Source organism: Streptomyces sp. NPDC036815 (genome assembly GCF_055609205.1).
In genome coordinates this window covers 41,844-56,022 of record NZ_JBVJPW010000012.1, presented here as the reverse complement: position 1 = coordinate 56,022, position 14,179 = coordinate 41,844, and the positions used below count along the sequence as shown (strand labels likewise).

Annotated in this window: 12 protein-coding genes; 5 read left to right on the top strand and 7 right to left on the bottom strand. The window is 72.4% G+C overall.

The annotated features are described in order from the left end of the window. Positions 1-15: 15 nt before the first annotated feature. Complete coding sequence (locus ACZ69I_RS24020) at positions 16-1,032, bottom strand: hydroxyacid dehydrogenase (protein WP_470834464.1); 1,017 nt, start codon at positions 1,030-1,032, stop codon at positions 16-18. 160 nt (positions 1,033-1,192) lie between these two features. On the opposite strand from ACZ69I_RS24020, the gene ACZ69I_RS24015 reads away from it, so the two are divergent. Continuing rightward, a complete protein-coding gene (locus tag ACZ69I_RS24015; protein WP_470834463.1) occupies positions 1,193-2,005 on the top strand; it encodes a polysaccharide deacetylase family protein in 813 nt (270 codons plus the stop codon). A gap of 43 nt (positions 2,006-2,048) precedes the next feature. After that, positions 2,049-2,513 (top strand): SRPBCC family protein, encoded by a 465-nt coding sequence (locus ACZ69I_RS24010; protein WP_470834461.1) that lies wholly within the window; start codon positions 2,049-2,051, stop codon positions 2,511-2,513. Positions 2,514-2,526: 13 nt separating this feature from the next. Here the strand turns inward: ACZ69I_RS24010 and ACZ69I_RS24005 are convergent, their stop codons facing one another. From ACZ69I_RS24005 to ACZ69I_RS23985, 5 genes are all read right to left on the bottom strand, one after another. Beyond that, complete coding sequence (locus ACZ69I_RS24005; RefSeq protein ID WP_467678297.1) at positions 2,527-3,687, bottom strand: XdhC family protein; 1,161 nt, start codon at positions 3,685-3,687, stop codon at positions 2,527-2,529. Between the two features lie 44 nt (positions 3,688-3,731). Beyond that, the gene (locus ACZ69I_RS24000) at positions 3,732-5,189 is read right to left on the bottom strand and encodes an NCS2 family permease (RefSeq protein WP_470834460.1); all 1,458 of its coding nucleotides are present in this window, start codon (positions 5,187-5,189) and stop codon (positions 3,732-3,734) included. A gap of 225 nt (positions 5,190-5,414) precedes the next feature. After that, positions 5,415-7,796 carry a xanthine dehydrogenase family protein molybdopterin-binding subunit gene (locus ACZ69I_RS23995; RefSeq protein WP_470834459.1) on the bottom strand — a complete coding sequence of 794 codons (2,382 nt, stop codon included), beginning with the start codon at positions 7,794-7,796 and terminating at the stop codon, positions 5,415-5,417. Between the two features lie 4 nt (positions 7,797-7,800). Continuing rightward, positions 7,801-8,406, bottom strand: a complete 606-nt coding sequence (locus tag ACZ69I_RS23990) for a (2Fe-2S)-binding protein (protein ID WP_467678290.1) — start codon at positions 8,404-8,406, stop codon at positions 7,801-7,803. After that, positions 8,406-9,296 carry an FAD binding domain-containing protein gene (locus ACZ69I_RS23985; RefSeq protein WP_470834457.1) on the bottom strand — a complete coding sequence of 297 codons (891 nt, stop codon included), beginning with the start codon at positions 9,294-9,296 and terminating at the stop codon, positions 8,406-8,408. The genes ACZ69I_RS23990 and ACZ69I_RS23985 overlap by 1 nt, the downstream gene beginning before the upstream one ends. Positions 9,297-9,652: 356 nt before the next feature. Between ACZ69I_RS23985 and ACZ69I_RS23980 the strand changes: the two genes are divergently transcribed. Both ACZ69I_RS23980 and ACZ69I_RS23975 read left to right on the top strand, forming a co-directional pair. Then, entirely contained in the window at positions 9,653-11,329 is a 1,677-nt protein-coding gene (locus ACZ69I_RS23980) for a PucR family transcriptional regulator (RefSeq protein ID WP_470834456.1), read from the top strand. A gap of 187 nt (positions 11,330-11,516) precedes the next feature. Then, positions 11,517-12,278, top strand: coding sequence for a hypothetical protein (locus tag ACZ69I_RS23975; protein ID WP_467678284.1), 762 nt, complete (start codon positions 11,517-11,519; stop codon positions 12,276-12,278). 33 nt (positions 12,279-12,311) lie between these two features. Here the strand turns inward: ACZ69I_RS23975 and ACZ69I_RS23970 are convergent, their stop codons facing one another. Next, positions 12,312-13,079 (bottom strand): GntR family transcriptional regulator, encoded by a 768-nt coding sequence (locus tag ACZ69I_RS23970; protein WP_470834454.1) that lies wholly within the window; start codon positions 13,077-13,079, stop codon positions 12,312-12,314. A 136-nt stretch (positions 13,080-13,215) separates the two neighbouring features. Between ACZ69I_RS23970 and ACZ69I_RS23965 the strand changes: the two genes are divergently transcribed. Beyond that, positions 13,216-14,079: a (2Fe-2S)-binding protein gene (locus ACZ69I_RS23965; RefSeq protein ID WP_470834453.1), complete on the top strand. Its 864-nt coding sequence runs from the start codon at positions 13,216-13,218 to the stop codon at positions 14,077-14,079. The last annotated feature ends 100 nt before the right edge of the window (positions 14,080-14,179 follow it).

Genomic DNA, 14,179 nt, shown 5'->3' with positions numbered 1-14,179 from the left:
TGATTCTCCTCCGGCTCAGGCCAGGTACGGGAGCCTGTCGCGCCGCACCGCGTGGGCGAAGCCCTCCCCCGCGGCCCAGCGGCGGACCTCGTCGACGGCGAGTTCGGCGAGGCGCCGCCACTCGTTGCCCCGGGAGCCCGCGAGGTGCGGGGTGAGCAGGGCGTGCTCGCAGTCCCACAGCGGATGGTCGCCCGGCAGGACGTCGGGGTCGGTCACGTCGAGCACCGCGCGGACGCGGCCCGCGGTGACGGCCTCGGTGAGCGCCTCCTGGTCGACGACGGCGCCGCGCGCGGTGTTGATGAGCACGGCGCCGGGGCGCATGGCCGCGAGCAGGTCCCGGCCGACGAGACCGCGCGTGGCGGGCAGCAGGGGGGTGTGCACGCTGACGGTGTCGCTCCGCGCGAAGAGTCCGGCGAGCGGGACGAGCTCCACGCCGAGCCCGGCGGCCTCCTCCTCGGAGACGTACGGGTCGTACAGGAGCACCCGCAGGTCGTAGGGGCGCAGCAGCTCGATGACGCGGCGTCCGATCAGCGACGCGGAGAGGACGCCCACCGAGCGCCGGTAGTTGCCGACGGAGCGGGGCGTGCGCCGCCAGTCGGCCTCGGTACGGGCGGCGCGGAACTCGCGGGCGCTCTCCAGGACGCGTTTGCCGGTGAGCAGGATCATCGCGACGGTGTACTCGGCGACGGGCAGCGCGTTGGCGGCGGCGGCCGAGGACACCTCGATGCCGCGTTCCCAGCACGCCTCGGTGACGTGGGCCCGGACGGAGCCCGCCGTGTGGACGACGGCGCGCAGGCGCGGGGCGTACGTGAGCACCTCGGCGGTGAGCGGCGGGCAGCCCCACCCGGTGACGAGGAGTTCGGTCCCGGCGAGGACGGCGCGTGCGCGGCCGGTGCCGAAGTCGTCGAGCACGGGCGGCGGTTCGAGCGTCGTGACCTCGGCGAGCGCGTCGAGGGCCGGTTGTTCCAGGACGGCGTCGGCCGCTCCCTGCGACAGGGCGAGCGCGGCGCGGGGCCGGTGGGACGGGGGCATCTTGCTCCTCGGGGAGGGGATCAGTGGGGCCGCGCGGTGCGGCGCGGGGCTCTGCGCACCCTCCCCGGCCGTGCCGCTCCTGCCCGCTGCCTCTACCCGTTCCGTCCGGAGCCGACGCCCACTATGAACGAGGTGTATACATGCGATGTATAGTCATCACATGCCCCCCTCGAACATCTCTTCCCACAGCAAGACGACGCGCTCCCGCAAGAGGTTGCCTCGTCGCGCCACCTCCGTCCTCGCGACCGGAGCGGCCCTTGCCCTCGCCCTGACGGGGTGCACCAAGCTCGACACCACCTCGCCCAGCACCGTGCGCAAGGACGGCGCGAACGCGAAGGCCGCCGATCAGGGGAAGATGGGCACCGTCGACTGCCGCAAGGCCAAGTGCGTGGCGCTGACCTTCGACGCGGGACCCAGCGAGAACACGCCCAGACTTCTCGAGATCCTCAAGGAGAAGCAGGTCCACGCCACCTTCTTCACGCTCGGCAAGAACCACATAGAGAAGTACCCCGAGCTCGTGAAGCGGATGGACGCCGAGGGCCACGAGGTCGCCAGCCACACCTGGTCCCACAAGATCCTGACGAAGATCGACGAGAAGGAGGCGCGGCGCGAGCTGGAGCGCCCCAACAAGGCGATCGAGAAGCTCATAGGCAAGAAGCCGACGCTGATGCGCCCGCCGCAGGGCCGCACCGACGACGACGTCAACAAGCTCTCCAAGGAGCTCGGTCTCGCGGAGGTCCTGTGGACCGTCACCGCGAAGGACTACACGACCAATGACTCCAAGCTGATCGAGAAGCGGGTCCTCGACCAGACCGAGCGGGACGGCATCATCCTGCTGCACGACATCTACAAGGGCACCGTGCCGGCCGTTCCCGGTGTCATCGACGGGCTGAAGAAGCGCGGCTATGTCTTCGTGACGGTGCCGCAGCTGCTCGCACCCGGCAAGGCCGAGCCCGGCAAGGTCTACCGCTAGGCACTGTCCGGCGGACCGGGCCGCGGCCTGGCAGGCTCACAGGGTGGCCATCTTCCAGATCACCCGAGACATGCCCCTGCCCGCCGCCGAGGCGTGGCGCCGCCTCACCACCTGGGAGCGGCACGGCGACGTCGTCCCGCTCACCCGCGTTACGGTCCGTACTCCCCCGCCGACCCACGCCGGCACGGTCTTCGTCGCCCGCTCCGCGCTGGGTCCCGTCGGCTTCGACGACGTGATGGAGGTCGTCGAGTGGTCCCCGCCGGACGGAACCGCGCCGGGGCGGTGCCGGCTGGAGAAGCGGGGGGCGTTCGTGACGGGGTGGGCGGAGATCGAGGTCTACCCCGCGCGCGGTCCGGGTTCGGCGCTGGTGTGGCGCGAGGACCTGCGCGTGCGGTGGCTGCCCGCGTTCTGCGACGGGGTCCTCGCGGCCGTGGCGCGGCGGATGTTCGGGGCCGCCGCGGACCGGCTCGTCGCGGCGGGCCCGGCATCGGGCGCGGGCCGTCCCTGACGAAGGCTCCCGCTCAGGCGACCGAGCCGATCCGTCCCGAGGGGCCGCGCGTGCCGTCGTGGTGGATGGGCGTGTGGGCGCCGGTCAGGGAGACTCCGCTGCCGCCGCGCCGGTGGGCGACGATCTCCGAGGCGATCGACAGGGCGGTCTCCTCGGGCGTGCGCGCGCCCAGGTCCAGTCCGATGGGCGACCTCAGGCGGGCCAACTCCAGCTCGGTGACGCCCACTTCGCGCAGGCGCTCGTTGCGGTCCTCGTGGGTGCGGCGCGACCCCATGGCGCCGACGTAGGCGACGGGCAGCCGCAGCGCCAGGTGCAGCAGCGGTACGTCGAACTTGGCGTCGTGGGTGAGGACGCAGAGGACGGTGCGGCCGTCGACGTCGGTGGACTCCAGGTAGCGGTGCGGCCACTCGACGACGATCTCGTCGGCGTCGGGGAAGCGCGTCGGCGTCGCGAAGACGGGGCGCGCGTCGCACACGGTCACGTGGTAGCCGAGGAACTTGCCGATGCGCACCAGCGCCGAGGCGAAGTCGATGGCCCCGAACACGATCATGCGGGGCGGCGGGACGCTGGACTCGACGAGGACGACCAGCGGCGCTCCGCACCGCGAGCCGTCCTCGCCGATCTCCACGGTCGCGGTGCGGCCCGCGTCGAGCAGGGCGCGGGCCTCCTCCGCCACGGTGCGGTCCAGCTCCGGATGGCCGCCGAGGCCGCCCTCGTACGCCCCCGCCCCGTCCGTCGCGCGGACGAGGAGGGCGCGGCCGAGAAGGCCGGCGGGTCCGGAGGTGACGCGTGCGACGGCTGCCGCCTCCCCTGCGGAGGCCGCGGCGAGCGCGGCGCCGAACACCGGCCGCGCCGCGGCGTCCGCGCGGACCGGGGTGACGAGGATGTCGATGACGCCGCCGCAGGTCAGGCCCACGGCGAAGGCATCCTCGTCGCTGTAGCCGAAGCGTTCGAGGACGGTCTCGCCGTCGTCGAGGGACTGCCGGCACAGTTCGTAGACGGCGCCCTCCACACATCCGCCGGAGACCGAGCCGATCGCCGTGCCCTCGCTGTCGACGGCGAGCGCGGCACCGGGTTGCCGGGGCGCGCTCCCGCCGACCGCCACCACGGTGGCGACGGCGAAGTCACGTCCCTGCTCGACCCACCGGTTCAACTCGTCGGCGATGTCCAGCATCTCGGCCTCCTCAGGCTCTGCGGGTGTGCGGAGGGCTCGGCGCCTCAGTGGACGCCCAGCCAGCTCTCGATGGGGTTGAGGGCGAAATAGATGATGAAGACGAGGGTCAGGCCCCACATGAAGGCCCCGATCTCGCGGGCCTTGCCCTGGGCGACCTTGATGGCGACCCAGGAGATGACGCCCGCCGCGACACCGGTGGTGATGGTGTACGTGAAGGGCATGAGCACGACGGTCAGGAAGACCGGGATCGCGGTGGCGCGGTCGGCCCAGTCGACGTGCCGGGCGTTCATCATCATCATCGCTCCGATGACGACGAGCGCGGCGGACGCGACCTCCTGGGGCACGATCGCGGTGACCGGCGTGAAGAAGAGGCAGCCGGCGAAGAACAGTCCGGTGATGACCGAGGAGAGGCCGGTGCGGGCGCCTTCGCCGACGCCGGTCGCGGACTCGACGAAGACGGTCTGTCCCGAGCCGCCCGCCACGCCGCCGATGGCACCGCCCGCGCCGTCGATGAACAGCGCCTTGGACAGGCCCGGCATGCGGCCCTTGTCGTCGGCGAGGTTGGCCTCGGTGCCGACGCCGATGATGGTGGCCATCGCGTCGAAGAAGCCGGCCAGGACCAGGGTGAAGACGATCATGCCGACGGTCATCGCGCCGACCTCGCCCCAGCCGCCGAACTCGACGTCGCCGAGGAGGGAGAAGTCGGGCGAGGAGACCGCGCTGCCGTGCAGTTCGGGGGCGCCGTTCGCCCACTGCTTGGGGTCGATGACGTCGAGCGCGTTGAGCGCGACGGCCACGACGGTGCCGGTGACGATGCCGATCAGGATCGCGCCCGGGGTGTTGCGCGCCTGCAGCATGAAGATCAGCAGGAGGGTGCCGGCGAAGAGCAGCACGGGCCAGCCGGAGAGTTCACCGGCGGGGCCGAGCGAGAGCGGGGTGGCCTTGCCGGGGTGCACGAAGCCGCCCTTGACCAGGCCGATGATGGCGATGAAGAGCCCGATGCCCATGGTGATGCCGTGCTTGAGGGCGAGCGGGATGGCGTTCATGATCATCTCACGCAGCCCGGTGACCACCAGGAGCATGATCACGGCGCCGTACATCACGCACATGCCCATGGCCTGCGGCCAGGTCATCTCGGGTGCCACCTGCGAGGAGATCACTCCGGACACGGAGAGTCCGGCGGCCAGGGCCAGGGGCACCTTGCCGATGAACCCCATCAGGAGCGTGGTGACCGCCGCGGCGAGCGCCGTCGCGGTGATCAGGGCCTTCTGGCCCATGGTGTCCCCGGCCGCGTCCTTTCCGGACAGCAGGACGGGGTTCAGCAGGACGATGTACGCCATCGCCATGAAGGTGGTGATGCCGCCGCGCACCTCGCGCGCGACCGTCGATCCCCGCAGGGATATGTGAAAGTACCGATCGAGCCAAGACCTGCCGGCCGGGACGCGTGAGCCGGGGCCCGCGTCCTCTGCGGTGGTCCTGGGCTCCACTGACGACTGGGTCATGGTGCCTACTCCCAAGGTTCACAGGGGCACCCGCTGGGTTCACGGGATTTGGGATGGTGCGTTGGCTGCACGACCCGGGGGACGGCCCGAGACGAACGACGCTCCCTCGTGGGGAGGGGAGCCGGGCTCCGGGCGGTGCGGGCGGCGGAAGTGTGACGTTCCTCGGTGGCCCGCACCGCGCGGAGGGCTTCGGGGGTGGACGGCTCGCTCTCCACCCGGTGGGGGTTACGTACCGGTCAGGTGCTCAGGGCGTACCGGCGTCTTGTTGAGCTCCAGGCCCGTCGCGTTCCTGATGGCCGCGAGGACCGCAGGGGTGGACGACAGGGTCGGGGCCTCGCCGATGCCGCGGAGCCCGTACGGGGCGTGCTCGTCGGCGAGTTCGAGCACGTCGACGGGGATGGTCGGCGTGTCGAGGATGGTGGGGATCAGGTAGTCCGTGAAGGAGGGGTTCCTGACCTTCGCGGTCTTGGGGTCGACGATGATCTCCTCCATGACCGCAACGCCCAGGCCCTGGGTGGTGCCACCCTGGATCTGGCCGATCACGGACAGCGGGTTGAGCGCCTTGCCGACGTCCTGGGCGCAGGCCAGTTCGATGACCTTGACCAGGCCGAGCTCGGTGTCGACCTCCACGACCGCGCGGTGCGCGGCGAAGGAGTACTGGACGTGGCCGTTGCCCTGGCCGGTGCGCAGGTCGAAGGCCTCGGTGGGGCGGTGGCGCCACTCGGCCTCGATCTCGACGGTCTCGCCCTCCAGGACGTCGACCAGGTCGCCGAGGACCTCGCCGCCGTCGGTGACGACCTTGCCGCCCTCCAGGAGCAGTTCGGCGGTGGCCCACGCGGGGTGGTACGTGCCGAACTTGCGGCGGCCGATCTCCAGGACCTTCTCGCGGACGAGCTCGCAGGAGTTCTTGACGGCGCCGCCGGTGACGTACGTCTGGCGCGACGCGGACGTCGATCCCGCGCTGCCCACCTGGGTGTCGGCCGGGTGGATCGTCACCTGCGTGACGCCCAGCTCGGTCCGGGCGATCTGCGCGTGGACGGTGACGCCGCCCTGGCCGACCTCGGCCATCGCGGTGTGCACGGTCGCCACGGGCTCGCCGTTGATGACCTCCATGCGCACCTTGGCGGTCGAGTAGTCGTCGAAGCCCTCGGAGAAGCCGACGTTCTTTATGCCGACCGCGTAGCCCACACCGCGGACGACGCCCTCGCCGTGCGTGGTGTTGGACAGGCCGCCCGGCAGCTGGCGCACGTCGGCGCCCTCGCTGGACTCCCACTGGCGCTCGGGCGGCAGCGGGCGGGCCTTGATGCGGCGCAGGATCTCGGCGACCGGAGCGGGCGAGTCGACGCGCTGCCCGGTCGGCAGGAGCGTGCCCTGCTCCATGGCGTTGAGCCGCCGGAACTCGACCCGGTCCATGCCCACCTTGTCGGCGAGCTTGTCCATCTGCGCCTCGTAGGCGAAGCAGGCCTGGACGGCGCCGAAGCCGCGCATCGCGCCACAGGGCGGGTTGTTGGAGTAGAGGGCGATGGCCTCGATGTCGACGTCGTCGATCACGTACGGGCCGACCGAGAGGGACGAGGCGTTGCCGACGACCGCCGGGGAGGCCGACGCGTAGGCGCCGCCGTCCAGGACGATCTTGCACTTCATGTGCGTGAGCTTGCCGTCCTTGGTGGCGCCGTGCTCGTAGTAGAGCTTCGCCGGGTGGCGGTGCACGTGGCCGAAGAAGGACTCGAAACGGTTGTAGACGATCTTGACCGGCTTGCCGGTGCGCAGCGCCAGGAGGCAGGCGTGGATCTGCATCGAGATGTCCTCGCGGCCGCCGAACGCGCCGCCGACGCCGGAGAGCGTCATGCGCACCTTCTCCTCGGGCAGGCCGAGGACGGGGGCGATCTGCTTGAGGTCCGAGTGCAGCCACTGGGTGGCGACGTAGAGTTCGACGCCGCCGTCCTCGGAGGGCACCGCGAGACCCGACTCGGGACCGAGGAAGGCCTGGTCCTGCATGCCGAAGGTGTACTCGCCCTTGACGATGAAGTCGGCCTTCTTGGCGGCCTCTTCGGCGTTGCCGCGGACGATCGGCTGGCGGTGCACGATGTTGGGGTGCGGGACGTGGCCGATGTGGTGGTCGTCGCGGCCCTCGTGCACGAGTACGGCGTCGGGAGCGGTCGCCGAGGCCTCATCGGTGATGAGGGGCAGCTCCTTGTACTCGATTCGGATCTTGGCCGCGGCGCGGCGCGCGGTCTCCGGGTGGTCGGCGGCGACCAGGGCCACCGGCTCACCGTGGTGGCGGACCTTCTTGTGCGCGAGGACCGGGGTGTCCTGGATCTCCAGGCCGTAGTTCTTCATCGCGGCCGGCAGGTCGTCGTAGGTCAGGACGGCGTAGACGCCGGACTGCGCGAGCGCCTCCGAGATGTCGATGGAGACGATCTCGGCGTGCGCGACGGTCGAGCGCAGGGTGTGACCCCACAGCATGTCCTCGTGCCACATGTCCGAGGAGTACGCGAACTCGCCGGTCACCTTCAGGGTGCCGTCGGGGCGCAGCGTCGACTCGCCGATGCCGCCCTTGGTCTTGGAACCCTGCGTGATCTTGGTGGGTGTACCTGTGGTTCCCATGGCGTCAGACCCCCTCGGACTGGCGCGCGGCCGCGAGGCGGACCGCGTCAAGGATCTTCTCGTAGCCGGTGCAGCGGCAGAGGTTGCCGGAGAGCGCCTCGCGGATGTCGGCGTCCGACGGCTGCGGGTTGCGCTCCAGCATCTCGTCGGCCGCGACGAGCAGGCCGGGGGTGCAGAAGCCGCACTGGACGGCGCCGGCGTCGATGAACGCCTGCTGGATGGGGGAGAGCTCGCCGCCCTCGCCGGTCTGCGAGTCGGTGGCACCCTTCTCCGGGTTGGCCTGCCACTGCTGGGCGTCCTGGATCGAGGTGCCGCACGCGCCGGAGGCGCAGCCGCCGCCCGGGTGGGCGTCCGCACGGTGCTTGGCGTAGTCGGCGAGCCCTTCGACGGTGGTGACCTCGCGGCCCTCCACCTGACCGGCCGCGACCAGACACGAACAGACCGGCACGCCGTCGAGACGGACGGTGCAGGAACCGCACTCGCCCTGCTCACAGGCGTTCTTGGAGCCCGGCAGCCCCATGCGCTCGCGCAGCACGTAGAGGAGGGACTCGCCCTCCCACACGTCGTCGGCTTCCTGCTGACGGCCGTTGACCGTGAAGTTCACGCGCATTATGCGACTCCCTCAGTGCTGCGGCTGTCGCCGCGGTACGACTCCCAGGTCCAGCCGAGCGTGCGGCGGGCCATGATCCCGACGGCGTGCCGGCGGTAGCTCGCCGTGCCGCGCACATCGTCGATCGGGTTGGCGGCACCGGAGGCGAGCTCCGCGAACTGCTTGGCGATCGAGGGGGTGATGATCTTCTTGCTCTCCCAGAAGCCGCCCTCTTCGAGGGCCGCGTTCAGGAAGTCCTCGGCCGCTTTCGCCCGAATGGGGGTGGGCGCGGCGGAGCCGATGCCGGTCCGCACGGTCCGGGTCCCGGGGTGCAGCGCGATGCCGAAGGCGCACACGGCGATGACCATCGCGTTGCGGGTGCCGACCTTCGAGTACTGCTGCGGGCCGTCCGCCTTCTTGATGTGCACGGACTTGATGAGCTCGTCCGCGGCGAGCGCGTTGCGCTTCACACCGGTGTAGAACTCGTCGATCGGGATCAGCCGGGAGCCCCGCACGGACTCCACCTCGACCTCGCAGTCGGCGGCGAGGAGGGCCGGGTGGGCGTCGCCCGCGGGGGACGCGGTGCCCAGGTTGCCGCCGACGCCGCCGCGGTTGCGGATCTGCGGGGACGCCACCGTGTGCGAGGCGAGCGCGAGGCCGGGAAGCTCCGTGCGGAGCTCCTCCATGATCTGCGTGTACGGGACGGAGGCGCCCAGCTGGACCGTCTCCTCGCCCACCTCCCACTCGCGCAGCTCGACGATGCGGTTGAGGTCAAGCAGGTACTCGGGACGACGGTGGTCGAAGTTGATCTCGACCATCACGTCGGTGCCACCCGCAATCGGCACAGCCGTGGGGTGCTCGGCCTTGGCGGCGAGCGCCTCCTCCCAGCTGGCGGGGCGAAGGAAGTCCATGAGGCTCTCTTCTTGTTCGTATCGAGGGTCGTTCGCTTCGAGGGACCCGAGATTTCCGAATCAGAGGATTCCGTTTAGGCCACTCGGGCCGTTGGTCCCTCGACTGCTCGTTCATGTGCTGTTAACGCGGAGTGGGGCAAGTACACCGCCCGCTCGTCCGATGGGGTCAGTCACCGAAACCATGAAGGAGTTGGCTGGCCAAGCCGCGCGTCTTGTAGATTCGTATGAAGAACGGGCCCCAGGAACCTCGCGGGTTCCCCCCGGAAACCGCGGCCACCCTGCGACGCGGGGCCCCGGCGCTACAGAGCGCACATGTTTGTACACACCATTCGAGACAGATCGGCGGCGACGACACCATGCGGCTGCGCGCACTCCTGGACACCGACGCGCTGGGCCTGCGGCTGCTCGGCGGCGAGGACGAGCTGGACCGCACCGTGCGCGGTGTGATGACCACCGACCTGCGGGACCCCAGCCGCTACCTGGCCGGGGGCGAGCTGGTCCTCACCGGCCTCGCCTGGCGCCGCGACGCCTCGGACACCGAACCCTTCGTCCGCATCCTCGCGAGCGCGGGGGTCGCGGCGCTCGCCGCCGGTGAGGCCGAGCTCGGGGCCATCCCCGACGACATCGTCGCCGCCTGCGCCCGGCACCGCCTGCCGCTCTTCGCGGTCAACGAATCCGTGGCCTTCGCGACCATCACCGAGCACGTGGTGCGCCAGGTCTCCGGCGAGCGCGCCGGGGACCTCGCGGCCGTCGTCGACCGGCACCGCCGCCTGATGACCTCGGGCCCCGCGGGCGGCGGCCCCGACGTCGTCCTCGACCTGCTCGGCACCGACCTGGACCTGCGGGCCTGGGTGCTCTCGCCCGCGGGGCGCGTGATCGCCGGGTCCGGCGCCGCGGGCACCGCCCTGCCGGGACCGCTCTGCGCGCGGCTGGCCGGGGAGCACCTGGCGGCCGTCCGAACGGGCCGGCGCGGACCGCACCGCGTGACGGTGGACGCGCTCACGTACTCGCTGTTCCCCATTCGGACCAGTGGCCGCGGCACGGCCGGCGCCTCGCGCGACGTGCGCGAGTCGGTGCTCTCCGACTGGGTGCTCGCCGTGGAGGCCGACGCGGGCGACTGGCCCGAGGAGCGGCTCGACCTGCTGCAGGGCGTGACGCAGCTGATCGCGGTCGAGCGCGACCGGCGCGACGCGGCCCGTACCGTGCGCCGCCGTCTCGCCCAGGAGGTCCTCGAACTGGTGCAGACCGGTGCGGCGCCCGCGGAGATCGCGGCGCGGCTGCGCGTCGCCGCCCCGGTGCTCCTGCCGGGCCTCGGCACGGCCCCGCACTGGCAGGTCGTGGTGGCGCGCGTGGAGTGGGAGGGCGGGGAGATCGACGGCGGTCCGGTCGCCCAGTCGCTCCTGGAGGAGATCCTCGTGGACCCGGCGTCGGCCGGGCCCGAGCCGTCCGACCGGATCGCGGTCGCGCACACCGGCGACGAGGCCATCGCGCTCGTGCCGCTGCCCGCCGTCTCCAGCGAGCACGACGGCTCGGAGACGGGGCTGATCGCGGACGCGCTCCTGGCGTCCGTGCACGACCCGCTGTCGGCGGGCCTCGACGGCGACGGCCGCCTCACCCTGGGCGTCAGCGCGTCCGTGCACTCGGCGGAGGGGCTGCGCGGCGCCCTGGAGGAGGCGCGGCACGCGCGCCGGGTGGCCGCGGCGCGCCCCGGCCGGGTCTGCGCGGCCGGCCACCAGGAACTGGCCTCGCACGTGCTGCTGCTGCCGTTCGTCCCGGACGACGTGCGGCGGGCGTTCACCGCGCGGCTCCTGGACCCGCTGCGGGAGTACGACTCGCGCCACCGCGCCGAGCTCATCCCGACCCTGGAGGCCTTCCTCGACTGCGACGGCTCATGGACGCGCTGCGCCGCGCGCCTGCACCTCCACGTCAACACGTTGCGCTACCGGGTGGGCCGCATCGAGCAGTTGACGGGCCGTGACCTCTCGCGCCTCGAGGACAAGCTCGACTTCTTCCTCGCGCTGCGGATGAGCTGAGGTCATCGGGGTACGGAGCCGGCCGGCGGCCGCGGGGCGCCGGCCGGCCCGGACCCCGTTCCCGTCCCGCCCTTTGTGAATTCTTTCACCCAGCCTCTTGGCCCGGTGCCGCGATCCATGCTGAGATTCGCCCACGACTCAACAGCTCAATGGTGTGCTCGGGGAGGGCAACGTGGCGCATACCGCCATGTCTGGTACCGGAACGACTGCAGGGGACGATCCACTCCAGACCGCGGTATGGCGGCTGCGCTCACGCGGCTGCTGGACCGACGCGGCGGCGCTGCTGGCCTCGCGGGCCGGGGCGGCCGCGGCACTCCAGAGGACGGCGCTCCTCGTCGAGCGGTGCCTGTTCACCGGGGAGGGCTGGGGCGAGGCCGAGGACGGTCTGCGGACCGCCGAGGCGCTCGCCGAGGACGACGACGACCGGGGCGCCGCGGCCTGCGAACGAGGCCAACTGGCTTACGCGTCAACGGTCCTGGGCGTACGCGACCGCGCCGACGAGGCGCGCACGGCGCTGGGCAGGGCGGCCGCGCTGCTCGCCCCGAACGCACCGGGACGGCCACTGCTGGACTTCCGCAGAGGGCTGATCGCGGAACACATCGCCGACTCGCCGCAGTCCGCGAAGGCGGCGTACCGCAGGGCCCACGCGGGCGCGACGGCGCACTCCGACCCCCTGCTGCTCTCCTTCACCTGGCGTCATCTGGCCGGACTTGCCCTGCGCGACGGGGAGTTGGCGGAGGCGCGGCACGGCTTCGCGGAGTCCCTGCGCATCCGCGAGGAGCTCGGCTACCTGGTCGGCACGGCCCCGGCGCTCGCCGCGCTCGCGGACGCGGAGCCGGAGCCGGAAGCCACCCGGCTGCGCGCCGAGGCCACCCGCCTGTTCCGCCTCCTGGGCGGCGTACCGTCCTGGCTCGCCCAGCATCTGCAGCCACCGGCCGCCGCGGTGTAGCTCACGGCCGCCGGGCCCCGCAGGGGTCCGGCGTCAGCCCCCGGCCCCCGTGAAGTGCTCCTTGACCAGCGACGAGACCACGCCCAGATCCTGGACGGTCAGCGCTTCGAGGAGCGCCATGTGCTCGGCCGCGTCGGCCACCAGGTCGGCCCGGCGGCCCGCGACGGGCCCGCTCGCCAGCGGCCACTGCGAGCGCCGGTGCAGGTCGTCCGCGACCTGCACCAGCTGCTGGTTGCCGGACAGGGAGAGCAGCGCGCCGTGGAAGGCGCGGTCCGACTCGGCGTAGCGCGCGAGGTCGCCGCCCGCCGCCGCGGTCGCGGTCGCCTCGGCGAGCGGCCGCAGTTCGGCCCAGCGCGCGGCGGGCACGGTGCGGGCGAGCCGCAGCATCACGGGCACCTCGATCAGCGCCCGCACCTCGGCCAGCTCCGCGAGCTCGCGGGCGCTGCGCTCGGTGATCCGGAAGCCGCGGTTGGGGACGACCTCCACGGCGCCCTCGACGGCCAGCTGCTGCATCGCCTCGCGGACGGGGGTCGCGGAGACACCGAAGCGCTCGCCGAGTGCGGGCGCCGAGTACACCTCGCCGGGCGCGAGCTCGCCGCCGACCAGGGCGGCGCGCAGCGCGGCGAGGACCTGCCCGCGCACGGAGCTGCGCCGGACCGTGCGGCGGGGCGCGGGGACGGCGGCCGTCGGCTCGCCCCCGTGCGCGGCGGACCCGCGCGTCTCGGCCCTCGCCTGCTCCGGCACCCGGACGCGCGGCGCCCCGGCCCGGGGACCCCCCTCGCGTGCTCCGGTCTGCTCCACGTCGTTCCGCCCCGCTTCCGACTGCTCCGAAAGGTACGAGAGGCACCCTAGGCGGGCACGACCGGAGTTGAAACCTCGATCACGTCGGGTAAGGTAAGGCTTACCTGCTATCGATCGCGATTCGGTGGTCCCCCGCATGTCCGTACTCACCCTGTCCGCACCCGCCGTGGGCGCCCGCAGTGCCGTAGCGGACTCCTACGCCCGCCTCGCCGAGGTGTACTCCGGACTGCAGATCACCGAGCTCGGCCCCGGGGAACAGGCTCCCCGGGGCGACGGCTGGGTCACCGCCGCCCGGCTCGCGGAGGGCGGGGCCGACCTCGACGCGTTCCTGGCCTGGGACGACGCCCAGGTCCTGAAGGACTACGGCACCCGGGCGCGGCCGGACGTGGTGGCCAGTTTCGGGCTGCACCGCTACGCCTGGCCGGCCACCCTGCTCATCACGGTCCCCTGGTTCCTGCACCGCCGCGTCCCGCGCTTCCCGGTCGCCGACGTCTCCTACCACCGCACGCTGGGCCGGATGGCCGTACGCACGCACAGTTTCGCCTGCCTCCCCGACGACCCCGCCGCCGCGCTGCCCGGCGCCCGTGTCGTGCCGGACGAGGAAGCGCTGCGCGGCGAGGTGCGGGCCGCGGTCGCCGAGCACCTCGGGCCGCTCCTCGACACCTTCGGCCCCCGGATGCGGCGCCGCTCGCGCGCGCTGTGGAGCCTCGCCACCGACGAGATCGTCGAGGGCCTCTGGTACGTCGCCCACCTCTTCGGCGAGGAGCGGCGCGCGGTGACCGAGCTGGAGCGCCTGCTCCCCGGCGCCACCAAGCCGTACGTGGGCACGGCCGGCTTCCGGGAACTGACGGGCCCCGACGGGGAGGCGCTGCCCACCCGCGACCGGGCGAGCTGCTGCATGTTCTACACGCTGCGCCCCGAGGACACCTGCGTCACCTGCCCGCGCACCTGCGACGCGGAGCGCGTCGCACGGCTGAGCGCGGCCGCCCCGACCGACTGAGCCCCGCTCGGCCGAGTCGCGCCCAATCGAACTCAACGCCCGGTCCCTGGCCATGAGTTCGAGCAAAAGTACGCCCCGTGTGCTCCCATGCACCCCCCTT

Excerpts from the sequence above, each read along its gene's own strand:
- ACZ69I_RS23980 (WP_470834456.1), top strand. The coding sequence starts at position 9,653 with ATGCGGCTGCGCGCACTCCTGGACACCGACGCGCTGGGCCTGCGGCTG.
- ACZ69I_RS24020 (WP_470834464.1), bottom strand. The coding sequence starts at position 1,032 with ATGCCCCCGTCCCACCGGCCCCGCGCCGCGCTCGCCCTGTCGCAGGGA.
- ACZ69I_RS23995 (WP_470834459.1), bottom strand. The coding sequence starts at position 7,796 with ATGGGAACCACAGGTACACCCACCAAGATCACGCAGGGTTCCAAGACC.
- ACZ69I_RS23990 (WP_467678290.1), bottom strand. The coding sequence starts at position 8,406 with ATGCGCGTGAACTTCACGGTCAACGGCCGTCAGCAGGAAGCCGACGAC.
- ACZ69I_RS23965 (WP_470834453.1), top strand. The coding sequence starts at position 13,216 with ATGTCCGTACTCACCCTGTCCGCACCCGCCGTGGGCGCCCGCAGTGCC.
- ACZ69I_RS23985 (WP_470834457.1), bottom strand. The coding sequence starts at position 9,296 with ATGGACTTCCTTCGCCCCGCCAGCTGGGAGGAGGCGCTCGCCGCCAAG.
- ACZ69I_RS24005 (WP_467678297.1), bottom strand. The coding sequence starts at position 3,687 with ATGCTGGACATCGCCGACGAGTTGAACCGGTGGGTCGAGCAGGGACGT.
- ACZ69I_RS24000 (WP_470834460.1), bottom strand. The coding sequence starts at position 5,189 with ATGACCCAGTCGTCAGTGGAGCCCAGGACCACCGCAGAGGACGCGGGC.
- ACZ69I_RS23975 (WP_467678284.1), top strand. The coding sequence starts at position 11,517 with ATGTCTGGTACCGGAACGACTGCAGGGGACGATCCACTCCAGACCGCG.
- ACZ69I_RS24015 (WP_470834463.1), top strand. The coding sequence starts at position 1,193 with ATGCCCCCCTCGAACATCTCTTCCCACAGCAAGACGACGCGCTCCCGC.